Origin of the sequence: Streptomyces sannanensis (assembly GCF_039536205.1) — a bacterium.
GTDB classification, from domain to species: Bacteria; Actinomycetota; Actinomycetes; order Streptomycetales; family Streptomycetaceae; genus Streptomyces; species Streptomyces sannanensis.
This window is the reverse complement of record NZ_BAAAYL010000001.1, coordinates 6,221,966-6,245,369: the sequence shown is the minus strand read 5'-3', so window position 1 is coordinate 6,245,369 and position 23,404 is coordinate 6,221,966. Positions and strand designations below refer to the sequence as shown.

The 23,404-nt window shown below is 70.2% G+C and carries 22 protein-coding genes and 1 pseudogene; 7 read left to right on the top strand and 16 right to left on the bottom strand.

Going from position 1 to position 23,404, the window contains the following annotated elements; genetic code table 11:
• Positions 1-321: 321 nt before the first annotated feature.
• The 7 genes from ABD858_RS29100 to ABD858_RS29070 form a co-directional block, all read right to left on the bottom strand.
• The gene (locus tag ABD858_RS29100; protein WP_345043028.1) at positions 322-1,128 is read right to left on the bottom strand and encodes an ABC transporter ATP-binding protein; all 807 of its coding nucleotides are present in this window, start codon (positions 1,126-1,128) and stop codon (positions 322-324) included.
• Positions 1,121-2,050, bottom strand: coding sequence for an ABC transporter permease (locus ABD858_RS29095; RefSeq protein WP_345043026.1), 930 nt, complete (start codon positions 2,048-2,050; stop codon positions 1,121-1,123). Before ABD858_RS29095 ends, ABD858_RS29100 begins: the two co-directional genes overlap by 8 nt.
• 99 nt (positions 2,051-2,149) lie before the next feature.
• Positions 2,150-3,058 (bottom strand): glycosyltransferase family 2 protein, encoded by a 909-nt coding sequence (locus tag ABD858_RS29090; protein WP_345043024.1) that lies wholly within the window; start codon positions 3,056-3,058, stop codon positions 2,150-2,152.
• A gap of 5 nt (positions 3,059-3,063) precedes the next feature.
• Complete coding sequence (locus ABD858_RS29085; protein WP_345043021.1) at positions 3,064-3,843, bottom strand: CDP-alcohol phosphatidyltransferase family protein; 780 nt, start codon at positions 3,841-3,843, stop codon at positions 3,064-3,066.
• On the bottom strand, positions 3,821-4,882 hold the full coding sequence (locus ABD858_RS29080) for an iron-containing alcohol dehydrogenase family protein (protein WP_345043019.1): 1,062 nt from the start codon (positions 4,880-4,882) through the stop codon (positions 3,821-3,823). The genes ABD858_RS29085 and ABD858_RS29080 overlap by 23 nt, the downstream gene beginning before the upstream one ends.
• The gene (locus ABD858_RS29075) at positions 4,870-5,607 is read right to left on the bottom strand and encodes a phosphocholine cytidylyltransferase family protein (RefSeq protein ID WP_345043017.1); all 738 of its coding nucleotides are present in this window, start codon (positions 5,605-5,607) and stop codon (positions 4,870-4,872) included. Before ABD858_RS29075 ends, ABD858_RS29080 begins: the two co-directional genes overlap by 13 nt.
• Positions 5,604-7,397 (bottom strand): DUF5941 domain-containing protein, encoded by a 1,794-nt coding sequence (locus ABD858_RS29070; RefSeq protein WP_345044979.1) that lies wholly within the window; start codon positions 7,395-7,397, stop codon positions 5,604-5,606. Before ABD858_RS29070 ends, ABD858_RS29075 begins: the two co-directional genes overlap by 4 nt.
• Positions 7,398-7,541: 144 nt before the next feature.
• On the opposite strand from ABD858_RS29070, the gene galE reads away from it, so the two are divergent.
• From galE to idi, 3 genes are all read left to right on the top strand, one after another.
• Entirely contained in the window at positions 7,542-8,525 is a 984-nt protein-coding gene (galE, locus tag ABD858_RS29065) for a UDP-glucose 4-epimerase GalE (RefSeq protein ID WP_345043014.1), read from the top strand.
• 156 nt (positions 8,526-8,681) lie between these two features.
• A complete protein-coding gene (locus ABD858_RS29060) occupies positions 8,682-9,623 on the top strand; it encodes a cation diffusion facilitator family transporter (RefSeq protein WP_345043012.1) in 942 nt (313 codons plus the stop codon).
• A 179-nt stretch (positions 9,624-9,802) separates the two neighbouring features.
• Complete coding sequence (gene idi / locus ABD858_RS29055; protein WP_345043010.1) at positions 9,803-10,396, top strand: isopentenyl-diphosphate Delta-isomerase; 594 nt, start codon at positions 9,803-9,805, stop codon at positions 10,394-10,396.
• A gap of 8 nt (positions 10,397-10,404) precedes the next feature.
• Here idi and ABD858_RS29050 read toward each other — a convergent pair whose 3' ends face one another.
• Positions 10,405-10,887, bottom strand: a complete 483-nt coding sequence (locus ABD858_RS29050; protein ID WP_345044978.1) for an ATP-binding protein — start codon at positions 10,885-10,887, stop codon at positions 10,405-10,407.
• 129 nt (positions 10,888-11,016) lie between these two features.
• Positions 11,017-11,637 carry an HdeD family acid-resistance protein gene (locus ABD858_RS29045; protein WP_345043007.1) on the bottom strand — a complete coding sequence of 207 codons (621 nt, stop codon included), beginning with the start codon at positions 11,635-11,637 and terminating at the stop codon, positions 11,017-11,019.
• 73 nt (positions 11,638-11,710) lie between these two features.
• On the opposite strand from ABD858_RS29045, the gene ABD858_RS29040 reads away from it, so the two are divergent.
• Positions 11,711-12,493, top strand: coding sequence for an enoyl-CoA hydratase/isomerase family protein (locus ABD858_RS29040; protein ID WP_345043005.1), 783 nt, complete (start codon positions 11,711-11,713; stop codon positions 12,491-12,493).
• Here ABD858_RS29040 and ABD858_RS29035 read toward each other — a convergent pair.
• Positions 12,468-13,103, bottom strand: coding sequence for a DJ-1/PfpI family protein (locus ABD858_RS29035; RefSeq protein WP_345043003.1), 636 nt, complete (start codon positions 13,101-13,103; stop codon positions 12,468-12,470). The genes ABD858_RS29040 and ABD858_RS29035 overlap by 26 nt on opposite strands.
• Positions 13,104-13,113: 10 nt before the next feature.
• Entirely contained in the window at positions 13,114-14,079 is a 966-nt protein-coding gene (locus tag ABD858_RS29030; RefSeq protein WP_345043000.1) for a GlxA family transcriptional regulator, read from the bottom strand.
• Between the two features lie 95 nt (positions 14,080-14,174).
• Between ABD858_RS29030 and ABD858_RS29025 the strand changes: the two are divergent.
• Together ABD858_RS29025 and ABD858_RS29020 are read left to right on the top strand one after the other, a co-directional pair.
• Positions 14,175-14,358: pseudogene (locus ABD858_RS29025) on the top strand (helix-turn-helix domain-containing protein); the annotation flags it as partial.
• A 105-nt stretch (positions 14,359-14,463) separates the two neighbouring features.
• A complete protein-coding gene (locus tag ABD858_RS29020; protein ID WP_345042998.1) occupies positions 14,464-16,803 on the top strand; it encodes a Tex family protein in 2,340 nt (779 codons plus the stop codon).
• A 255-nt stretch (positions 16,804-17,058) separates the two neighbouring features.
• On the opposite strand, the gene ABD858_RS29015 is transcribed toward ABD858_RS29020, so the two are convergent.
• The 3 genes from ABD858_RS29015 to ABD858_RS29005 all read right to left on the bottom strand — a co-directional run bounded on the left by ABD858_RS29015 (position 17,059) and on the right by ABD858_RS29005 (position 20,527).
• Positions 17,059-17,247, bottom strand: coding sequence for a hypothetical protein (locus ABD858_RS29015; protein ID WP_345042997.1), 189 nt, complete (start codon positions 17,245-17,247; stop codon positions 17,059-17,061).
• Between the two features lie 34 nt (positions 17,248-17,281).
• The gene (locus tag ABD858_RS29010; protein WP_345042995.1) at positions 17,282-18,919 is read right to left on the bottom strand and encodes an ABC-F family ATP-binding cassette domain-containing protein; all 1,638 of its coding nucleotides are present in this window, start codon (positions 18,917-18,919) and stop codon (positions 17,282-17,284) included.
• A 573-nt stretch (positions 18,920-19,492) separates the two neighbouring features.
• Entirely contained in the window at positions 19,493-20,527 is a 1,035-nt protein-coding gene (locus ABD858_RS29005) for an oxidoreductase (protein WP_345042993.1), read from the bottom strand.
• Positions 20,528-20,593: 66 nt separating this feature from the next.
• On the opposite strand from ABD858_RS29005, the gene ABD858_RS29000 reads away from it, so the two are divergent.
• On the top strand, positions 20,594-21,535 hold the full coding sequence (locus ABD858_RS29000) for an FAD-dependent oxidoreductase (RefSeq protein ID WP_345042990.1): 942 nt from the start codon (positions 20,594-20,596) through the stop codon (positions 21,533-21,535).
• Positions 21,536-21,569: 34 nt separating this feature from the next.
• On the opposite strand, the gene ABD858_RS28995 is transcribed toward ABD858_RS29000, so the two are convergent.
• Both ABD858_RS28995 and ABD858_RS28990 read right to left on the bottom strand, forming a co-directional pair.
• Positions 21,570-22,865: a M14 family metallopeptidase gene (locus tag ABD858_RS28995; RefSeq protein WP_345042988.1), complete on the bottom strand. Its 1,296-nt coding sequence runs from the start codon at positions 22,863-22,865 to the stop codon at positions 21,570-21,572.
• Between the two features lie 89 nt (positions 22,866-22,954).
• Positions 22,955-23,206 carry a hypothetical protein gene (locus tag ABD858_RS28990; protein WP_345045116.1) on the bottom strand — a complete coding sequence of 84 codons (252 nt, stop codon included), beginning with the start codon at positions 23,204-23,206 and terminating at the stop codon, positions 22,955-22,957.
• Between the last annotated feature and the right edge of the window lie 198 nt (positions 23,207-23,404).

Sequence of the window (23,404 nt, the reverse complement as noted above, 5' to 3'; positions counted from 1 at the left end):
TCTCCCGTTCTACACTGCCGACCCAATACATCCTATTTCGGACACGCCGCCGGTCCTCCCGAGTGGGACCCGCCCGAGAGCGGGGTACGCGAGGCGGTATCGCCCCACTTGCCGTGAATCGGCACCGCTACAGCTTACGTTGTACAACGCACTGCTGCGCCCCGGGGCGCCCGAAGCATTGCAAGAGCACCTTCTTGAGCCCCAACCTTCCCAGCGCAGCGCGGTGTTGACGCCCTCCCGGCAGTCTTGACCGTTCCGTAACACGCACGGACCCCCACCGGACCTCTCCGGCGGGGGCCGTGGACCACTCGAATCCGCCGGCTACTTTCCGGCCTCCTTCTCGTAGGCCTTGAGGACCTCGTCGGTCGGCCCGTCCATCAGCAGCTCGCCCTTCTCCAGCCACAGGACGCGGTTGCAGGTGTCCCGGATGGACTTGGCGCTGTGGCTGACCAGGAAGACCGTACCTGCCTCCTTACGGAGCTCCCGGATACGCGCCTCGGAGCGGATCTGGAACCTGCGGTCGCCGGTGGCCAGGGCCTCGTCGATCATCAGTACGTCGTGGTTCTTGGCCGCGGCGATGGAGAACCGGAGTCTGGCCGCCATGCCGGAGGAGTACGTCCGCATCGGCAGGGTGATGAAGTCGCCCTTCTCGTTGATGCCGGAGAAGTCGACGATGTCCTGGTACCGCTCGCGGATCTCCTCGCGCGACATGCCCATGGCCAGGCCGCCGAGTATGACGTTCCGCTCACCGGTCAGGTCGCTCATCAGCGCGGCGTTGACGCCGAGCAGCGAGGGCTGGCCGTCCGTGTAGACCCTGCCGCTCTCCGTGGGCAGGAGACCGGCGATGGCCCGCAGCAGCGTGGACTTCCCGGAGCCGTTGGTGCCGATGAGGCCGATGGCCTCGCCCCGGTACGCCGTGAAGGAGACCCCACGGACCGCATGCACCCTGCGGACGCCGGGCGACTCCCCGCGCTTGAGGATGCGGCTGAGTGCGGCGGTGGCGCTGCCTTTGCTCGCCGTGCCGCCGTGCACGCGGTACACGATGTGCACGTCCTCGGCGATGACCGTCGGGATCCGCACACCGTGCTCGTCGCGTGTTTCGTTCGCGTGGTTCTTTTCGTCAGCCACGGCCGTACCGTTCCTCAGCCTTCCAGAAGTACACGAACCCGCCGATGCCGACGAGCACCGCCCAGCCGGCCGCCACCGCCCAGACGTGCGAGGGCAGGTTCTCCGAGCCGTAACCGTCGATCAGCGCGAACCGGATCAGGTCCATGTAGACGGCCGCCGGATTCCACTGGAGGATTTCGGCGATCCAGGCCGGCTTGTCCTCGAGCATCACCGGGATGCTGAACATCACACCCGAGGCGTACATCCACGTGCGCATGATGAACGGCATCAGCTGCGCGAGGTCGGGGGTCTTGCTGCCCAGCCGGGCCATGACCATCGCGAGACCGGCGTTGAAGAAGAACTGCAGCGTGAGCGCGGGGATCACGAGCAGCCAGGCGAGCGACGGGTAGCTGCCGAAGGAGACCGCGACGATCACCAGCACGACCATCGAGTACATCAGCTGCTGGAGCTGCTGGAGCGCGAAGGAGACCGGCAGCGCGGCACGCGGGAAGTGCAGCGCCCTGACCAGCCCGAGGTTGCCCGATATCGCCCGGACACCGGCCATCACCGAGCTCTGGGTGAAGGTGAAGACGAACACACCTGTCACGAGGAAGGGAAGGAACACCTCCTTCGACATGCCTCTGCCCGAGTTCAGGATGAGACCGAAGATCATGTAGTAGACCATGGCGTTGAGCAGGGGCGTGGCCACCTGCCAGAGCTGGCCGAGCTTCGCCTGGCTGTACTGGGCAGCGAGTCTCGCCCGGGAGAAGGCGATGATGAAGTGGCGCCTTCCCCACAGCTGCCGGATGTACTCGCTGAGCCCCGGCCGAGCACCGCTCACCGACAGACCGTACTTGGCGGCCAGTTCCGCTGCGGACAGGCCGTCGTCCGGCGAGGAGGGCGCGATCATGGCGACCTCGCCGTGATGGGTTGTGTCAGTCACAAGTTGAAACTTTCGTGTTCAAGATGCGCAGTCGGCCGGGAGTCGGCCCGGACGCCTGGGTCCTGGGGACACGCCCGTTGCTCTCACGAGCAGAGCTTGTCAGATGACAGGAGGGCGGCCAAGTCGCGTCAGCCGCCAGACAGTACGCCACTTCATGGGACGGCGGGGCCCGCAGGGAGCGGTCCAGCCCTCCTTGAAGCCGCCGAACCATGCCTTCAGAGCCGGTACCGACGGCCGTCTCGCCAGGGTCAGCAGCAGCCATACACCGACGTACACCGGAACCAGCGGGACGGGCAGATTCCGCCGCGCCAGCCAGACCCGGTTGCGGGCCACCATGCGGTGGTAGACCGCGTGCCGGGACGGCGGGGTCGTCGGGTGGTGCAGCACCATGTCCGAGCGGTAGTCGATCAGCCAGCCGGCGTCCAGCGCCCGCCAGGCCAGATCGGTCTCCTCATGGGCGTAGAAGAACTCGTCCGGGAGACCGCCGACCTCGGCGAAGACCTCGGTGCGCACCGCATTGGCGCCGCCCAGGAAGGTGGTCACGCGTGAGGAACGCATCGGGTCGGAGGCACGCAGCCGGGGGACGTGCCGGCGCTGGGTGAGCCCGGTGTCCGGGTCGGCGATCCGGAAGCTGATGATGCCCAGCTTCGGGTCGGCCGCGAAGGCCTGGCGGCACAGCTCGGCGGTGTCGGTGTTCGGCAGGCTGCCGTCGTCGTCCAGGAAGAGAAGGACGTCGACATCCTTGCCATGCGCGCCGAAGGCCTCGATGCCGGCGTTACGGCCACCGGGGATGCCCAGGTTCTCGGGCAGCTCCACGGTCCGTACGCCCTCGGGAACGTCGCCCACCGGGGCGCCGTTGCCGACCACGACCACCTCGATCGGGTCGCCGTCCTGCCGGGCGACCGAGTCCAGCAGGGCCCGCAGGTCGTCGGGGCGGTTGCCCATGGTGATGATGACGGCGCCGACTTTTCGGGGGTACGGCGGTCGCCCCCCGGGAGAGTGCAGCATGGCGCTCACCTCAGCCTGCTGGAGACGAGGATGGACACCAGGTGCAGCAGCGTCTGGAGCAGCGCGATGCCGGCCAGCACGGCGACGCCGAGGCGGGAGAAGAACAGATCGCCCCGGACCGCGTCCAGGACGGCCAGCACCAGGATGAGCAGGGACGCCTCGATACCGAGGACCAGCCGGTGGAACTTCAGCGCGGCGGCGGCCCGGCGGGCGAGCGCCATGCCGGACGAGCGCGGCTCGGCCGCCGCGTCCTTGACCGGCGGCAGCCCGCCCTGGTGGCGGGCGACGCCGACCAGGTCGGTCTCGGCCTTGATCAGCATCGCGCCGACCGCGGCGAGGGTGCCGAGGAAGGCCCACAGCCAGTCGATCCGCCCGCTGCCCCACAGGTCCGCAGCGCGCAGGCCGAAGCCGACGAGGACCGCCGCGTCGCACAGGTAGGCGCCGACCCGGTCCAGATACACCCCGGACAGCGAGAACTGCTGCTTCCAGCGGGCGACCTCCCCATCGACGCAGTCGAGCAGCAGGTAGAGCTGGACCATCACCACACCGAGGACGGCACCCCAGACGCCCGGCACCAGCAGGGCCGGGGCGGCGAGGACACCGGCGAGGGTCATCAGGTAGGTCAGCTGGTTCGGCGTGACCTTGGTGTTCACCAGGTGGCGGGTGACGCGCAGCGAGATCTCGCGCATGTACAGGCGTCCGCCCCAGTGCTCTCCGCTGCGCCGGTCCTTGACACCTGCCGGGTGAACGACCGGGCGGAGTTCAGCTACGGATGGTCTTGGCATAGTCGGCGTACGCGTCCCTGATCTGATCGGTGGAGAGGTCGAGGTGCTCAAGGATGGTGAAGCGCCCCGGCCGGGTCTGCGGTGCGTAGTCCACGGCCGCGACGAACTCGTCCGCGGAGAATCCGATCTCCTCGGGCAGCACCGGCAGGCCGTGCCGGCGCAGCACCTCCGCGAAGAGCGCGGACTGCTCCCGGGCACCGCGCAGGTGCATGGCGAAGGCGGCCCCGAGGCCGACCTGCTCACCGTGCGACGCGGCACGCCTGGGGTGGAGCAGGTCGAAGGCGTGGCTGATCTCGTGGCAGGCCCCCGACGAGGGCCGGGTGTCCCCACTGATCGACATGGCGATCCCGGTCAGCACCAGGGCCTCGGCGAGCACGACCAGGAACTCGTCGTCGCCGGTACCGCCCGGGTGGCGCAGCACGGACTCGCCGGCGGTCCGGGCCATGGCGGCGGCGAGCCCGTCGACGGGCTCGCCGTTGACGATGTGCGACAGCTCCCAGTCGGCGATGGCCGAGATGTTGGAGATGGCGTCGCCGATACCGGAGCGTACGAAGCGGACCGGGGCCTCACGGATCACATCGAGGTCGATGACGACCCCGATGGGCGTGGGCAGTCCGTACGAACCGCGGCCGTTGTCGTTGTCGAGCGTGGCGACAGGGGAGCACAGTCCGTCGTGCGAGAGGTTCGTCGCGACGGCCACCATTGGCAGGCCGACGCGCGCCGCGGCGTACTTCGCCACATCGATGATCTTGCCGCCACCGAGGCCGACCACGGCGTCGTACCGCTTGCCCTTGATGTCGTCGGCGAGCTTGACCGCCGAGTCGATCGTGCCGTCCGCGACCGCGTACCAGTCGGCGCCCGGCAGGGCCGGTGACAGCCGCTCGCGCAGTGCCTGGCCGGAGCCGCCGCTGACCGCCACGGCCAGCCGGCCCGAACTGGAGATCCGCTGATCGGCAAGAAGGCCGGCCAGTCCGTCCAAGGCACCGCGTCGGATATCGACGACGACCGGGGACGGGATGAGCCGGGTCAGTACTGGCACGCGATCTCACGGCCCTTCGCGAGGTCGTCGTGGTTGTCGATCTCCACCCACTTGACGTCGCCGATCGGGGCCACGTCGATCTGGAAGCCGCGGTGGACGAGCTCCTGATAGCCGTCCTCGTAGTAGAGGTCCGGGTCGCGCTCGAAGGTGGCCTTCAGCGCGTCGGCGAGGTCGGCTGCGGCCTCGGGCTCGATGAGGGTCACACCGATGTACTCGCCGGTGGCGGACGCCGGGTCCATCAGCTTGGTGATACGGCGCACACCCTGGCCGTCGGCGGTTATGACCTTCATCTCCTCGTCGGCGAGGTTCTTCACCGTGTCGAGGGCAAGGATGATCTTCTGACCGTCACCGCGTGCGGCGAGCAGGGTCTGCTCGACGGAGACGGGGTGCACGGTGTCGCCATTGGCGAGGATGACGCCCTGCTTCAGGACCTCACGGGCACACCAGAGGGAGTAGGCGTTGTTCCACTCCTCGGCCTTGTCGTTGTCGATCAGCGTCAGCTTCAGGCCGTACTTCGCCTCGAGCGCGTCCTTGCGCTCGTACACGGCCTCCTTGCGGTAGCCGACGACGATGGCGGCCTCGGTGAGGCCGACCTCGGCGAAGTTGCCGAGAGTGAGGTCGAGGACGGTCGTCTCGCCGTCGACGGGCACGAGGGCCTTCGGAAGCGTGTCGGTGTAGGGGCGCAGACGCCGTCCGGCACCGGCTGCCAGTACGAGGCCGATCATGCGGGTTCTCCTTCGTCATGTACCGCGGGTGCTCCGGAGGACACCCAGAAACGGATGCTCTCCCCGAGCACCACCAGCGCGACGGCCACGGCGAGGACCGCGAGCGCCACGGTGAAGTCTGTGTTCCGCGTCCCGAGGACGGCGGCAAGTGCCACCACCACGAGGGTCCGGCCCTCGTGTCCGCCGGCCGTCCGCACCAGCCACCGGGGCGGAGCGCCGGTACCGCCGCGGATGCGGTAGACCGTGTCGTAGTGATGGTAGGCGACGGCTGCGACCAGCCCGAATGCCGCAGGCAGGGCACCGTCCACCCCGGACTTGGCGGCCAGGATCAGCACGGTGCCGTACTCGGCGGCCCGGAAGACCGGGGGGACCAGCCAGTCGAGGGCGCCCTTGAGGGGCAGGGCGACGGCGACGCCGGAGCCCACGGCGTAGAACGCCGCGGCGGCGACGGTCCACAGGCTACCGAAGGGCAGGAACCACGCCGCCGCGGTCAGCAGCACAGCGCCCTCGGCAGCGATCAGCGCACGGGAGCCGTACGGCGGGAGCCCCTTGAGGCGGCCCATCGCGCGAGCGACCAGCTCCGCGATCGGCCCCGAATCGGCGAGGTCTGCGAGCGCCCGGGCCGCGCGGTCGGTTCTCTGTGCCCTGCGGGTCAGCGAGCGCAGCACCCGGCCCGCCGTGGTGTAGCAGGCGGCGAAGGCACAGCCGATGAGCAGGGCGTAGAAGGTGATCCTGGGCGTCGTCGCGGCGGTCAGCACCGCGATCATCGCCCAGCGCTCGCCGATCGGCAGGACGATCATCCGGCGCACCCAGACCGTCCAGCCGACGCTGTCGAGCCGGTCGGAGAGGGCGGCGGTGGGGCTCGTGTTGGCGGTCGCGTCGTGGTTCGCCTCGTTGAAGGAGAAGTCCACGACATGGCGGCACGTCTGCAGCACCATCGCGCCGAGGGCGAGCGCCCATACGTCGTCGCCGCCCCGGGTGGCGCCGATGGCGAGGCCCGCGTAGTACGCGTACTCCTTGGCCCGGTCGAAGGTGGCGTCCAGCCACGCTCCGAGAGTCGAGTACTGCAGCGAGTAGCGGGCGAGCTGCCCGTCCGTGCAGTCCAGGACGAAGGAGAAGATCAGCAGGGCGCCCGCGGCGATGAAACCGCCCCGGGTGCCGGTCGCCGCGCAGCCGGCCGCGATCAGCGCGGTGAGCAGCGACGCGGTGGTGACCTGGTTCGGGGTGAAGCCCCGGCGTGCGCACCAGCGTGCGATGTAACGCGAGTACGGGCTGATGCAGAAGGTCGTGAAGAAGCCGTCGCGGGCCTTCACGGCGGAACGCAGCCGCACGGCCTCGTCGTCGACCGCGGCGACGGCGGCCTGCGCGTCCACGCGCGCGGCGTCGTCGGCGGGAACGGTCCCGACGAGGGACCCGAGTTCGGGCCGGTGCACGGCGGTGCCGTCCGCCTCGAGGGCTCCCGCGATCCGGTCGGGCAGGCTCTCGGCCCCTTCCGGAACCGCGGTCAGGGCCCATGCCAGGGAGGCGCGGGCCTCCGGCTTCGCCGTCAGCGCGCCGGGAACCGAGGCCGCCGCGAAGCGGGGGTCCGTCAGGGCGAGACGGAGGGTGTGCACATGGCCCACGAAGCGCGGGTCGACGACGGCGACACGCTCGCCCGCCGGAACGGCGGCCAGCAGGGCGGCGGTGTCCTGCGCCTCGGAGGGCGTCCGTACGTCAAAGCCCAGCGACCGCAGATCGCCTTCGAGTGGCGACCCGGGTACCGGCGGACCGGTGAGGATGGCGATCGACAGACGAACTCACTCCTTGGAACTGGGGGCGGGTGGCACGTCGGCCTGAGAGTATCGGTGGCGCCGGAGGGCGGCGCGCCCGGGTCATCATGGTCGATCAAGGCCAACCCCACAAAACGCGGCCCGGAAGGCCCTAGGGTGGCCGTTATGACATGGCTGATCACAGGTGGAGCGGGTTACATCGGCGCTCATGTGGCACGAGCGATGGACGAGGCAGGTGAGCGTGTCGTCGTCCTCGACGACACGTCGGCGGGCGTTCCCGAGCGGCTCCCCTCCGGGATCCCGCTGGTACGCGGTTCGATCGCGGACCGGGAGCTGCTCGACCGTACGTTCGCCGAGTACGGCGTCCGGGGTGTGGTGCATCTCGCAGCGAAGAAGCAGGTCGCGGAGTCCGTCGAGCAGCCCCTGCGCTACTACCGGGAAAATGTGTACGGCCTGACCGTGCTGCTGGAGGCGGTGGCCGCGGCCGGCATCAAGCGGTTCCTCTTCTCCTCCTCGGCGGCCGTCTACGGCGTACCGGACGTGGACCTCATCACAGAGGACACCCCGTGCGTGCCCATCAACCCCTACGGGGAGACCAAGCTCGCCGGGGAGTGGCTGGTGCGGGCGGCAGGGCGGGCCCACGGCATCGCGACGGCCTGTCTGCGGTACTTCAACGTGGCGGGTGCGGCCGAGCCGGCGCTCGCGGACATCGGTGTGTTCAATGTCATCCCGATGTTCTTCGACCGGATCACCAGGGGTGAGGCCCCGCGTATCTTCGGCGACGACTATCCGACGCCGGACGGGACCTGCATCCGTGACTACATCCATGTCGCGGATCTCGCGGAGGCGCACCTCGCGGCGGCCCGGCGGCTGGCCGCCCAGGAGGGCCCCGGTGATCTGACGGTGAACATCGGCCGGGGCGAGGGTGTGTCCGTGCGCGAGCTGGCCGTTCTGGTGGCCGAGGTCACCCGCAGTGATCTGGCGCCGGTGGTGGAACCGCGCCGCCCCGGTGACTCGGCGAAGGCCGTGGCCGCAGCCGGGCTGATCGCCGAGGAGCTGGGCTTCAAGGCCCGGCGCGGGGTGCGCGAGATGGTCGAGTCGGCGTGGGAGGGCTGGCGTCTGCGGCACCCGGGGGCCTTCACCGAGTGATCGTTCCGGTGCTCTGACCTGCGGACGTTTCCGCAGGTCAGAGCATATGACAACGGTGTTCAGTCCCGTCTTGCAGATACCCCCCACCCGTAGTTCACTTGGCTCCCGGACGGATCGGGCAGACCCGCGGAGCAACGAACGAGGGAGGCGGCCTTCATGGGGGCTGGGCACGACCACGGGCACACACACGGAGGACCGCCGCCGACGGGTACCGCCGCCGCCGCGTACAAGGGCCGGCTGAGTATCGCGCTGGGCATCACCCTGACCGTGATGGTTGTGGAGATCACCGGTGGTCTGCTCGCCGACTCCCTCGCACTGATCGCCGACGCGGCGCACATGGCGACGGACGCGCTCGGACTGGCGATGGCGCTGCTGGCGATCCACTTCGCCAACCGTCCGCCCAGCCTGAGCCGGACCTTCGGCTACGCCCGCGCCGAGATTCTCGCGGCGCTCGCCAACTGTCTGCTGCTGCTGTGCGTCGGCGGCTATGTCCTGGTCGAGGCGATCCACCGGCTGATCACACCGGCCGAGACCCGGGGCGGGCTGACCATCGTCTTCGCCCTGATCGGCCTGTTTGCCAACATGATCTCGCTGGCACTGCTCATGCGCGGCCAGAAGGAGAGCCTCAATGTGCGCGGCGCCTTCCTGGAGGTGCTGGCGGACGCCCTCGGTTCGGTGGCGGTGCTGATCTCGGCCGCGGTCATCATGACCACCGGCTGGCAGCAGGCCGACCCGATCGCCTCTCTGGTGATCGGCCTGATGATCGTCCCGCGTACGGTGAAGCTGCTGCACGAGACGCTGAACGTCCTGCTGGAGGCGGCCCCCAAGGACGTCGACATGGGCGAGGTCCGGGCCCACATCCTGGCTCTTCCGGGTGTGGAGGACATCCACGATCTGCACGCGTGGACGATCACGTCCGGTATGCCGGTGCTCTCAGCACATGTCGTGGTGAGCGGTGACGCGCTGGACTCGATCGGGCACGAGAAGCTGCTCCACGATCTCCAGGGCTGCCTCGGCGATCACTTCGACGTGGAGCACTGCACCTTTCAGCTCGAGCCCTCGGGACATGCCGAGCACGAGACGAGACTCTGCCTCTGAGAGCCTGCCCGGGCACTTCCGGGGCGGCGCCACGGGGCACGATCAACTATCCGGAGGCCTCCGGCGTCTGATGTGAACGGACATACGGGCGCTGTCGATGTGCGGACAAGCCCCTGATGTGCGGCAGACTGAGGGGGCCCGGCGCCCCTGACGGCCGAGGACCGAAGTGAAGGATGGTTATGCCGACCACACCAGCCCCCGCGGCGAACAGTTCGTCGAACGGCACCGCTGAAGCGATCATGCTCGAACTGGTCGACGAGAGCGGCAACACCATCGGCACGGCGGAGAAGCTCTCCGCCCACCAGGCGCCCGGTCTGCTGCACAGGGCGTTCTCCGTATTCCTGTTCGACACCTCCGGGCGACTACTGCTCCAGCGCCGCGCACTGGGCAAGTACCACTCCCCCGGTGTCTGGTCGAACACCTGCTGCGGGCATCCCTATCCGGGCGAGGCGCCCTTCACTGCGGCCGCCCGGCGCACGCATGAGGAGCTGGGTATCTCGCCCGCACTGCTCGCCGCGGCCGGCACGGTGCGGTACAACCACCCGGACCCGGCCTCGGGCCTGGTCGAGCAGGAGTACAACCATCTCTTCGTGGGGCTGGTGCAGGCCTCCGTACGTCCGGACCCGGAGGAGGTCGACGACACGGCCTTCGTCACCCCGGAGGAGCTGGCCGCGCGGCACGCGGAGGTGCCGTTCTCCGCATGGTTCATGACGGTGCTGGACGCGGCGCGTCCGGCGATCAGGGAGCTGACGGGCCCCGAAGCGGGCTGGTGACGCGGGCCCTACAGCGGCCTCGCGCCGTGTGGGCCGAGCGGCAGCGCGGCCCACACGATCTTGCCTCCGTTCGCGGTCTGTTCCACGTCGCACACCCCGCCGGCCTCGCGGGTGATCTCGCGTACGAGCAACAGACCGCGTCCGCCGGCCCGGTCGTAGTCGGTCTCCAGCGCCTTGGGCCGGTAGGGGTGATTGTCCTCGACCGACACCCTGATCCACTCGGCGCCGACCGCCACCTCCACGGCGACCTCGGGTGAGAGCAGGGCGGCGTGGCGCACCGCGTTGGTGACCAGCTCGGAGACGATCACCAGCAGACCGTGGATCAGATCGTCGTGCGCCGGTACGCCCTGCCGGTGGAGCAGGTCGCGTACGGCGTGACGGGCCTGCGGGACGGAGGCTTCGGCCGCGGGAGCCGTGAAACGCCAGACACCTTCGTACGACAGTGGCCGGGCCGGTGCGTGGTCGGGTGGGACACTCCCGCAGATCTCCATATTCCGGTACCCACCCTCGTGCTCGGTTGTCACCACACGTCGAGTGTTGGGAACGATTTGGTCCGGACCGCATAGCTGCACGCAAGTCTGCGGTTATCGATGCCCTTTGCCCGGGGCCTTCCGATCGTGTCAGCTCACTGACGGACCCTGATTCTTTTTTGGCGCCATGTCGGTATCCGCGACAAGCCGAACGATTCTGCGGCCACCGGTGCCGATCGCGATCAGTCCGAGACCGTCGAAGAGCAGCCAGAGTGAGAAGAGGGCACCCAGGACGTACCGGCTGCTCTCGGGCCAGTGGGCGAGCACCAGCACGCCCAGCAAGATGCCGAACGCTCCCTGCACCAGGGTCCAGCCGAGCTGCGGCCCCCTCACGATCAGACCGCCCACCAGCCGGAAGACACCTCCGGAGAGGAAGAGCAGGGCGGCGAACATGGTGAGTGCCTCCGCGGTTCCGTGCGGATGCAGGATCACGATCACACCGGCCGCCAGATTCAGCGCGGCCACCACGAGCGCGAGCCAGAAGAAGTTCTCACCGCGCGACTGCACCGCGTGCAGCAGGCCGACCACACCGCCGATCAGCAGCAGCCAGCCGAAGAGCAGCATCGAGGTGAGCGTGGCCAGGCCGGTGTAGATGAGCCCGAGCAGCCCACAGGCCACCAGAATCCCGCCGAGCAGCACCAGCACGGTCAGTTGTCTGTTGAGCTTGCTGCGCTCGTGGTCGGGACGGGTCCGATGAGCGGTGCGGGCCATCAGCGCCTCCTCTGCCGCGCTTCCAACCCCCTTTCCGATCATAGGTTTGGCCTGCCCGGATAGCATCCGGCGCATGGAGCCGCAGCTGAAGCACACCGTCGCGGACGGCATCGCCACCGTCGTCATCAGCCATCCCGCGAAACGCAACGCCATGACCACGGCCATGTGGCGCGCGCTGCCGCCCCTCCTCGGCACTCTGGCCGCCGACCCCGCCGTACGGGCACTGATACTGACGGGTGACGGGGAAACCTTCTGCGCGGGCGCCGACATCACCTCGCTGCGCTCTCCCGGCCCCGGCCAGAAGCCGCGCGATCTGGCAGTACGGGCCGAGGAGGCGCTCGCGGCCTTCCCCAAGCCGACGCTCGCGGCCGTGCGCGGCTACTGCGTCGGCGGCGGCTGCCAGCTGGCCGCGGCCTGCGATCTGCGCTTCGCGGAGGAAGGCTCGTACTTCGGGATCACGCCCGCGAAGCTCGGGATCGTCTACGCGTCGTCGTCCACCCGGCGCCTCGTGGAGCTGGTGGGGCCGGCCACCGCCAAGTACCTGCTGTTCTCGGCCGAGTTGATCGACGGGCGGCGGGCACTGCGCACGGGCCTCGTCGACGAGCTGCTGCCCGTGGGCGAACTGGACAAGCGGGTCGCGGAGTTCTCCCGTGTCCTGGCCTCGCGCTCACAGCTCACCCAGGCCGCGGTGAAGGAGTTCGCGGCGGGCCTGACCGACCGAGACGGCTACTGGGCGGAGCAGGCACGGGCCCAGGCGCAGCCGGGCGGCGACACCGAGGAGGGGGTCGCCGCCTTTCTGGAGCGCAGGGCGCCGCACTTCACCTGGACCACTACTCAGGGAAGCCGTTCGTCCTGAAGTGCGCCACGATGTCGGCCGGGGCCTTCTCCGGCGAGCCTGCGTCGTACGGCGGCTGCGGGTCGTATTCGATCATCAGCTGTACCGTCTGGGCGTGCTGATCGCCCGCGATCTTCCCGGACAGCGTCAGGCCCATGTCGATGCCCGACGAAACCCCGGCCGCGGTGACGTACTTGCCGTCGACGACGACCCGCTCGCCGGTCGGCTCCGCGCCGAAGTGACGAATACGGTCGAGGGCCAGCCAGTGCGAGGTGGCCCTGCGGCCCGAAAGCAGCCCGGCCGCCCCGAGCAGCAGGGATCCGGTGCACACGGAGGTCGTCCAGGTGGTGGTGATGTCGGCGGCCCGCAGCCAGTCGAGCAGCGGGCCGCCCTTCAGCAGCGACTCCAGGGCCACCGGCGGGGCGCCCGGGACGATCACGATGTCGGGCCGGGGCACCTCGTCGAACGCCTTGTCCGCCAGGAGCGTGAGACTGCCGCTGTCATTGCGCACGGGTCCGGGCTGCTCGGCGACGAAGACCGTCTCGGCGCCGGGGAGCCTGCTGAGCGTGTCGTAGGGACCCACCGCGTCGAGTGCGGTGAAGCCGGGGTAGAGCGCGATCGCGATCTGCATGAGCTGCCTTTCAACCGATGTCCAGTGGACGGAAGCGGCGCCGGTACTCGGTCGGGGCCGAGCCCAGCGTTCTGACGAAGGCGCGGCGCATCGCCTCGGGCGTGCCGTAACCGCAGGCACGGGAGATCTCCTGGACGCCGTCGCCTGTGTGCTCCAGTAGACGCCGTGCGTGCTCGAGACGCACACGCTCGACATACCTGCCCGGTGTCATGCCGGTCTCGGAGCGGAAGGTGCGGGCGAAGTGCCGGGGCGAGAGCCGGGCCCGCACGGCGAGCGACTCGACCGACAGATCGCCTCCGGGGTGCTCGGCGATCCAGCGCTGGACCTCCCGCAGCGGTTCGCGCTTCGCGGTCTGCGCGGCCAGCTGGGCGCTGAACTGCGCCTGGTTGCCGGGCCGTCGGAGAAAGACGACGAGATGGCGTGCGATCTGGTCCGCCACCTCACGGCCCAGGTCCTCCTCGACCAGGGCGAGCGCGAGGTCGATGCCCGCGGTGACCCCCGCCGACGTAACGACCTCGCCGTCGCGCACGAAGACCGGGTCCGGGTCGACGTCGACCGCCGGGTGCTTCCTGGCGAGACGGTCACAGTACGCCCAGTGCGTGGTCGCCCTGCGTCCGTCGAGCAGGCCGGCCTCGGCAAGCAGGAAAGCACCCGTGCAGACGGAGACGATCCGCTCCGCGCGCGAAGCGTGCGCGCGCAGCCGGTCGACCAGCCGCGGGTCGGGCCGGCCGACGCCCTCCCCGCCCGGAACGAGCAGGGTGTGCGGGGCCGGAGCGTCCTCGAGGGAGCCGTCCGGAACGATCCGGAGCCCGCTGGAGGTAAGCACCGGAGCGCCGCCGAGCGAGGCGGTACGGATCTCGTAACCGCCAGGGTGGGGCAGGCTCTCCGACGCGCCGACGAACACCTCCACCGGGCCGGTGACGTCGAGGCTCTGGACGTCGTCGAAGAGGACGACGAGCACGGATCGCTTCGTCATGCCCTTCATCCTTCGCGGTCCCGTGGATGGCCGCAATGACGAAGAACCCACCTTTCCTGCCCTCCGTTCCGTCGTCCGGCTCCGCCCTTCACTCCGTACTGGACAGCGAGGGCGAGCTGACCGAGGCGGGAGTCGCGCCGGGAGCTCGAGGAGGAGACCGACCGGCTGGACCTCGCCCCGTACGAACACCTCGGCGTGGCAGGCGTCGAACGCCTCACCGAACTGGGGCACGGGTTCATGATGACGGCGCTGGCCGCGGGCGCCTTTCCCGCCACCTGAACGACAAGGGCTGAGGGCACGAGGGGGACGCGCGACACGGCACCCCGTCACCCGGCAGAATGCAGCCTGACCACAGGCAGTACGAGAAGGCGAGTCGGGAAAACCGTGACGACGTCCATCGAAGGCAGGATCGCCGAGGAAATCGGCGTACGGGAGCGGCAGGTGAAGGCCGCCGTCGAGCTGCTCGACGGCGGTGCGACCGTGCCGTTCATCGCCCGCTACCGCAAGGAGGCGACCGAAACCCTCGACGACGCGCAGCTGCGCACCATCGAGGAGCGGCTGCGGTATCTGCGGGAGCTGGAGGACCGGCGGACGGCGATCCTGGAATCCGTACGCGAACAGGGCAAGCTGGACGAGGCCCTGGAGGCGCAGATCCGGGCGGCCGACACCAAGGCCCGGCTCGAGGACGTCTATCTGCCGTTCAAGCCCAAGCGGCGGACCAAGGCGCAGATCGCCCGTGAGGCCGGCCTCGAGCCGCTGGCCGAGGGGCTCCTCGGCGACCCCACCGTGGAGCCCCTCGCGGCCGCCGCCGCGTTCGTGGACGCCGACAAGGGCGTCGCGGACCCCGCGGCCGCGCTGGAGGGCGCCCGGGCGATCCTCACCGAGCGCTTCTCCGAGGACGCCGACCTCATCGGCGAGCTCCGCGAGCGGATGTGGACCCGGGGCCGGCTGGCCGCGAAGGTCCGCGAGGGCAAGGAGGAGGCGGGCGCCAAGTTCGCCGACTACTTCGACTTCACCGAGGGCTTCACCGAGCTGCCCTCGCACCGGGTGCTGGCGATGCTGCGCGGCGAGAAGGAGGAGGTCCTCGACCTCGTCCTGGAGCCGGAGGAGCCGGCAGAGGGGCCCTCGACGTACGAGGGTCTGATCGCCCGGCGCTTCGGAGTCGCCGACCGGGGCCGGTCCGGCGACAAGTGGCTGGGCGATACCGTCCGCTGGGCCTGGCGCACCCGGATCCTGGTGCACCTCGGCATCGACCTGCGGACGCGGCTGCGGACCGCCGCCGAGGACGAGGCGGTGCGCGTCTTCGCCGCGAACCTCCGCGACCTGCTGCTCGCCGCGCCCGCGGGCACCCGCGCCACGCTGGGCCTCGACCCCGGCTTCCGTACCGGCGTGAAGGTCGCCGTCGTCGACGCGACCGGCAAGGTCGTCGCCACCGACGTCATCTACCCGCACGTCCCGCAGAACAAGTGGGACGAGTCCCTCGCCAAGCTGGCCCGGCTGGCGAAGGAGCACGAGGTCGAGCTGGTCGCCATCGGCAACGGCACGGCGTCCCGCGAGACGGACAAGCTCGCCGTTGAACTCATCGGCAAGCACCCCGAGCTGAAGCTCACCAAGGTCATGGTGTCCGAGGCGGGCGCGTCCGTGTACTCGGCGTCCGCCTTCGCCTCGCAGGAGCTGCCCGGACTCGACGTGTCGCTGCGCGGAGCGGTCTCCATCGCCCGGCGCCTGCAGGACCCGCTCGCCGAGCTCGTGAAGATCGACCCCAAGTCGATCGGCGTCGGCCAGTACCAGCACGACCTCTCCGAGGTGAAGCTGTCGCGCTCGCTGGACGCGGTCGTCGAGGACTGTGTGAACGGTGTCGGTGTCGACGTCAACACCGCGTCCGCTCCGCTGCTTTCACGGGTCTCCGGCATCAGCGGCGGGCTCGCCGAGAACATCGTCGCGCACCGGGACGCCAACGGCCCCTTCCGGTCCAGGAAGGAGCTCAAGAACGTCACGCGGCTCGGGCCGAAGGCCTACGAGCAGTGCGCGGGCTTCCTGCGCATCCGCGGCGGCGACGATCCGCTGGACGGCTCCAGCGTGCACCCCGAGGCGTACCCGGTGGTGCGCAGGATGGTGAAGACGGCGGGCAGCGATGTCGCCGCGCTCATCGGCAACACCTCGGTGCTGCGCTCGCTGCGGGCAGACGACTTCGTGGACGAGACCTTCGGTCTGCCCACGGTCACGGACATCCTCAAGGAGCTGGAGAAGCCGGGCCGCGACCCGCGTCCCGCCTTCAGGACGGCGGCCTTCAAGGAGGGCGTGGAGAAGATCGGCGACCTGGAGCCGGGCATGGTACTGGAGGGCGTCGTCACGAATGTGGCCGCCTTCGGCGCCTTCGTGGACGTGGGCGTCCACCAGGACGGTCTGGTGCACGTGTCGGCGATGTCCCGGAACTTCGTCAAGGACCCGCGGGAAGTCGTCAAGCCCGGCGACATCGTGAAGGTCAAGGTCCTCGATGTCGACATTCCGCGCAAGCGCATCTCGCTGACGCTGCGACTGGACGACGAGGCGTCCACGCAGGGCGGCGCACCGAAGCGTGAACGCGGCGAGCGGGGCCGTCCGCCGCAGCAGCGACGCGGCCGCGACCAGCGCGCCGGCGGCGACCGCCAGGCGCCCCCGGCCAACGGCGCGATGGCCGACGCCCTGCGCAGGGCGGGCCTGCTGGACCCGAAGAAGCGCTGAGCCGTTCGCTCCCGCCGGGCGGGCTCACATCGAGCCCGCCCGGCGAGTGCCCAGCCCTGTCCAGCGCCCGGACCCCCGTGGCCCATGGCTCCGGGTCCTCGTCGGTCACCAGCAGGAGGATCGCCGCCCTGGCCACGGCCCGGTCCGATTCGACGAGCTCGACGATCTCCGTCTGCAGGGAGTCCTGGTCGTCGCCGAGGTCACGGGCCGAGGTCCGCAACAGCGTCGGCAGGACATCGGCGCCCGCTATGCCGGTCAGGACCGCGGCGAGCATGCCGCGGGCGTGGAAGTCGCCCTTGTCCAGGGCGGCTCCCAACTCGGCCTCCAGCCGTGGGACCAGCGTCCGGTCCCCGAGGCGGACAGTGCCTCGGTGACGGCCTGCACCTCGTCGAAGTCCGATCCGAGGTCGGTCAGCAGCTGGATCAGGGTGTCGACGTCTTCCATGCTCCGCAGGCTGGAGAGAGGCACTGACAGTGGCTCAGTGCTCGGTGACCTTCCCGGCCGCGACCTCGATGCGGCGGGTCGTGCGGACCGCGTCGAGCATGCGGCGGTCATGGGTGACCAGCAGCAGCGTGCCCTCATAGGAGTCGAGGGCCGATTCCAGCTGCTCGATCGCCGGCAGGTCGAGATGGTTCGTCGGCTCGTCGAGGACCAGCAGGTTGACGCCCCGGCCCTGGAGCAGGGCGAGCGCGGCACGCGTGCGTTCGCCCGGGGAGAGGGTCACCGCGGGACGCAGGACGTGGTCGGCGCTGAGTCCGAACTTGGCCAGGAGAGTACGGACGTCGACCGGTTCCGTGTCGGGAACGGCTGCGCAGAAGGCGTCCAGCAGGGACTCGGGGCCGAGGAAGAGCCCGCGGGCCTGGTCGACCTCGCCGACGACGACGCCCGAGCCCAGAGTGGCCTCGCCTGCGTGCAGCGGGATGCGGCCGAGCAGTGCGCCCAGAAGCGTGGACTTGCCCGCGCCGTTGGCGCCGGTGATGGCCACCCGGTCGGCCCAGTCGATCTGCAGGTTCGCCGGGCCGAAGGTGAAGCCGTCGCGGCGGATCTCGGCGTCGCGCAGGGTGGCGACGACCGCGCCGGAGCGAGGGGCCGCCGCGATCTCCATGCGCAGCTCCCACTCCTTGCGGGGCTCCTCGACGACCTCGAGCCGTTCGATCATGCGCTGGGTCTGTCGCGCCTTGGCGGCCTGCTTCTCGCTCGCCTCGCTGCGGAACTTGCGGCCGCTCTTGTCGTTGTCGTGCGCCTTGCGCCGCGCGTTCTTGACGCCCTTGTCCATCCAGGCCCGTTGCGTATGGGCGCGCGACTCGAGGGCGGCCCTCTTGTCGGCGTACTCCTCGAACCCTTCGCGGGCGTGCCGACGGGCGGTCTCCCTCTCCTCCAGGTAGGCCGCATAGCCGCCACCGTAGAGGTTGATCCGGCGCTGGGCGAGATCGAGTTCCAGGACCTTGGTGACGGTACGGGTGAGGAACTCGCGGTCGTGGCTCACGACGACCGTGCCGGCGCGCAGACCGGAGACGAATGCCTCGAGGCGCTCCAGGCCGTCCAGGTCCAGGTCGTTCGTCGGCTCGTCCAACAGAAAGACGTCATAGCGCGACAGCAGCAGCGAAGCAAGGCCCACCCTGGCCGCCTGGCCGCCGGAGAGCGAGGTCATCGGCTGGTCGAGGCCGACGGCGAGGCCGAGCGAATCGGCGGTTTCCTCGGCGCGCTCGTCCAGGTCGGCGCCGCCCAGCCCCAGCCAGCGCTCCAGGGCGACGGCGTACGCGTCGTCGGCGCCGGGCGCGCCGTCGACGAGGGCCTGGGTGGCCTCGTCGAGGGCATGCTGGGCGGCGGCCACTCCGGTGCGCCGGGCCAGGAAGGCCCGTACCGTCTCTCCGGGACGCCGGTCGGGCTCCTGGGGCAGGTGGCCCACCACCGCCGTGGGCGGGGAGAGCGTGATCCCGCCGTGCTCGGCGGTGTCGAGCCCGGCGAGCAGCCGAAGCAGCGTGGACTTGCCTGCGCCGTTGGCGCCGACGAGGCCGATCACATCGCCGGGTGCGACGACGAGGTCGAGACCGGAGAAGAGCGAGCGGTCGCCGTGGCCTGCGGCGAGTTCCTTGGCGACGAGGGTTGCGGTCATAAGGTGGCCGATTTTACGGGGTGCGTCCCGACCCGGTTGCGGCCCGCCCACAACCGAACCGGTGGCGTGTAAAGAGGGCCGTGCAGGGGTGCCGTCCGGGCCGTAAAACGTGATGTGTGACGCGCGAACGTGCCGGTCGACTCCACGGACCACGAGAGCGCACGGCGTACCGGGGTCCGGGGCCCGCGGCGCAGCCGCTGATGTCACGCCCCGGAAAGCACAGCATGCCCGGCCCGGACGGTATCCCCGGAACGGCCACCGGCAACCGGCAGCGCCCCCAAGCCCGTCCTGGGGGCACCTTTGGGGGCACCCCCAGCGGTAGTAGCTGGGGGAGCTTGAGGACGGACACACCGGCCAACTGGACGGAGACCGGCAACCAGCGCGTGGCGCGCGTCAGCGCCTCGCACCCGGCAACCGGCAGCAACCACCCCAAGCCCGTCCTGGGGGCGCCTCTGGGGCACCCCCAGCGGTAGTAGCTGGGGGAGCTTGAGGACGGACACACCGGCCCACGCAACGTGGGACGTCACCCGGCCCAGGCGTGCCGCGTCAGCGCAAGCTCCGCCGGCGCGAAGCTCACCGCAGCATCGGGGCCACCAGCACACTCCCCGTCGTGCGGGCCACGAGGAAGGACTGGCCCTTGACCGCCCGGGGGTCCAGGGCGATGCGGTGCTTGCCCGGTTCGAGTACGCCGTCGAACACCTCCTGGGTATGTGTGCGGTACAGCCGGTCGAGCCGGTACGCCATCAGCTGCACCCTGCAGGTGGAGGTCACCTCCACGCCCGCCTCGTCGTCCGCCGCGATCAGCCTGGTCAAGCGGCGCTGCTCCAGGGGGCTGCGGTCCAGGGCGTGCTCGACCTGCGCGACCAGCAGCGGGACAATGGGCGCCAGCCCTTCGACATAGGCGACATCGGCGCCGGCCCGGGCGAACGCCTCCTTCACGGCGGCTCGTTCCTCCTCCCCCACCGCGCGTCCGAAGGCCACCGCTCCGTAGGTACGCAGTTCCTCGGGCGGCGCGCTGCCCGCGTCGTGGGTGATCTCGGCGCCGATGCCGATGGTCCGCAGGGCCGCCGCGAGCTTCGCGAGGACGGCGACGCGCGCGCCGACGAGCAGGACCCGGCGGCGGGCCGGGGCTTCGTCCTCGGACGAGGCGTCGTCCAGGAGACCTCCGAGCGCGGCACGGTACTGGTCGCCGCGGAAGCGGAACGGACCTATGCCGTGGTAGCCGTTGAGTTCCAGGTCGGCGTGTTCATCGGTCTGCCAGGCGAAGTCCCGCCACACCACATCGTCCCCGGAGCGCTCTATGACGGCGGTGACCGCGCCGCACTCGAGGGTCTCGCACTCCGGGCAGCCGTAGATGATGTAGCGCCCGCCGTCCAGGGGGGCCTCCGTCTCCAGGAGCAGTCGTCTTACGTGCGAGGTGAAGATGGCGGGCGGCACGTCGGAGGCGAGTGGCGACACCGCGTCGAGATCGGAGAGCTGGAACAGCAGCGGTCGGCCGTCGACGATGAAGTCCAGGAAATCCCGGTGCACTTGGTAGGTGCCATTGGCGAGTACCGCACCGGCTCGCATGGCGGGAGCCAGGGCGAAGGTCGCGTATTCGGCAGACATGGGGTGAGTATCCCCACCCATGACCTGATGTGAGCACGGCATCGCTCATTCCGCTACGGTCCCGTCATGAGCACTCAAGTCGACGTGGTGGGTGGCGGAGTCATCGGGTTGAGCACGGCCGTGGTTCTCGCGGAGCACGGTCACCAGGTGCGGATATGGAGCCGGGAGGAACCGGAAGCGACCACCTCGGCGGTGGCCGGCGGGTTGTGGTGGCCGTACCGCATCGAACCGGAGGAACTGGTGGGCGACTGGTCACTCGCGTCGCTCCGGGTTTACGAGGAGCTGGCGAAGGACCCCGAGGAGACGGGCGTACGCCTCGTGCCCGGCGTCATGGCGGAAACAGCCCTCTCGGCACTCGGTCCCTGGGGGGCGGCGGTGCCGGAGTTGCGCGAGGCGACCACGCAGGAGCTTCGGTCGTACGGACACGGGCTGCGGGCCCGGCTCCCGCTCATCGACATGCCGGTTCATCTGCGGTATCTGCGGCGACGGCTGGAGTCGGCGGGCGGTGTGCTGGAGCTGCGAACGGTCACGGATCTCGACGCGGTCGGGACTGTCGTCGTCAACTGCTCAGGGCTCGGCGCCCGCACGCTGGTGCCGGACACCGGGATGCGGCCGGTGCGCGGCCAGTTGGTGATCGTCGAGAATCCGGGGGTCGACGAGTGGTTCGTGGCGGCGGGTCGGACCTCGTCCGAGACCTCTTACCTGCTCCCGCACCCGTACGGGCTGGTGCTCGGCGGCACCGCGGAGGAGGACGCGTGGGACCTGGTGCCGGATCCCGCGACGGCCGCCGCGATCGTGGAGCGCTGTGCCCGGATCCGCCCCGAGGTGGCGGGTGCCCGTGTGCTGGATCACCGGGTGGGCCTGCGCCCGGCACGGGACGGAGGGGTCCGGCTGGAGGCGGAGCGGCGGCCGTCGGGAGCCCTGTGGGTGCACAACTACGGACACGGAGGCGCCGGGGTCACGGTCGCCTGGGGGTGCGCGGAGACGGCGGCGCGGCTGGTGCGCTGAGGCACGGGCCGCGCCGCCGCTCCGGGCGGAGCTTTCAGCAGTGTTCGACGGGCTGGGCCGCGGTGAGCTCGTACGACGCCCTGGGGTCCAGCAGCAGCGGGACCAGCGCCCGCAGCGACTGGCGCAGCGGGACGAACGCCGTTCCGTCGACGGCCGGGTTCACGATGACGCCGTGCAGGGCGAGTTCGTCCTTGACGTCCTCGTACTGCGCGGCGGTGAGCCGGTAGCCGCAGGGCGGGTTCTGGAGCGTCTGGTCGAGGGTCGCGGGTGCGTTGTCCGCACCTCCGAGATAGACCGGGCCCCGGTCGGCGAGGCCGGCGGCGCGTGCCCCGTGGGTGGCCGCGGTGATCGGGCCGAGCCGCTCGTCCGCGAAGGCGAACGTCCCCTTCAGCGCGGCAAGGTGGGAGGACACCCGGCGCCGGTTGTTCAGAGCCGGGTCGGCCTTCTCCGCGTCGGTCTTCGGGTTCACCCGGCTCTCGATGAGCAGTCCGATGGCGTGCTTGACGCCGGAGGCGTTGCGCAGGATGCGCTCCTGGCCGTCGCCCGCGACCTGCCGGACGGGCTCACCGGTGGCCGGGTCGGTCCAGATGCCGTAGTCGCCGGTGTTGAACCCGGCGCTGTGGGCTTGGGCGCGTACATAGTCGCCGGAGAGGCCCTGGGCCTCCTTGTGCACGCGCGCGTCGGTGTTGAGATTGCGCGGCCAGAGGTCGGTCAGGTCCTTGTCGTAGTAGGGCGGGGTGGCTCCGTACTCGTGCAGGTCGTAGATGATGTCGGGCTGGTGGTCGCGGATGACCGCGGCCATGGCCCGGGCTTCCGCCGTCTTCAGGGCGATGTGGTCGCGGTTGATGTCGATGCCGTCCGAGTTGCCGCGGGTGTCGGCGGCGCGGCCGTCGGGGTTGGCGGTCGGGACGACGAGCAGGGTGGTGCGGTTCAGGAAGCGCTGGGTGGCCTCGTCCTTGCTGTGGGCGAGGTCGCGGATCCGGGTGAGACAGGCTTCGCGTCCTGCCGGTTCGTCACCGTGCTGGCTGCAGATGAGCAGCACCGTGTTCTGGGTGCGATGGGTGGCGCCGATGCGGACGAGTTGCAGGGGGCGGCCCTGCTTGGTGGTGCCGATACGGCTGACGGACACCTGGTCGCTCGCCCGGTCGGCGGCTGCCAGCAGCTCCTGCTCCTCCGGCTGGCTGGTCCAGCGCGCGCCGCCGCTGAGTTCGAAGCCGGTGAGGGGCGAGGTGGGGGCCGCCTGTGCGGGCACCCCGACCAGAGGCACGACGAGGGCTGCCGCGGTTATGCCGAATGCGAGGGTGCGTACGGACCGGATACGGGTCTTCATCAGTTGCTGTCTCCCGGAAGCGGGTGGGCCTTGCGCGGCTCGGCCACGCCGGACGGATGTGCGATGTGGGGGGCGATCCTGTGCGCGCTTCACGAGGTGGCACCGGCGAACGCCGCGGCGCCGCCTGCCAGCGGCAGCCGCGCGGAGCTGCCTGCCAGGTCGAGGGTGAGCGTGGGCCGGGTGTCCGGCGGCTCGATGAGGTTTCTGTCGGTGCCGGCGACGATCGGAGCGAGACGGTGGCCGGCGGGGACGAGCGGGGCGTCCTGGGCGGCGCCGGCCGGGGTGAACAGCACCGCGGCCAGGGCTGCCACCACGGTGGTCACGAGCGATCTGTACGTCATGGGGGTCCCCCCTGCCCTGGCGAAGCCCAGAGCTCGGGGGAGGGTTCTCCGTGAACACATCGGCATGGGGCTGGAAGTTACTCCGGTCAACTCTCGCGCAAAAGAGTGCAGTCGGAGGAAGAAGTCAACCAAAAGGAGCGCAGTGTCGCATGTCGATCCCATGACGATCGTGTGACAGACGTGGCCATGGAAACAACT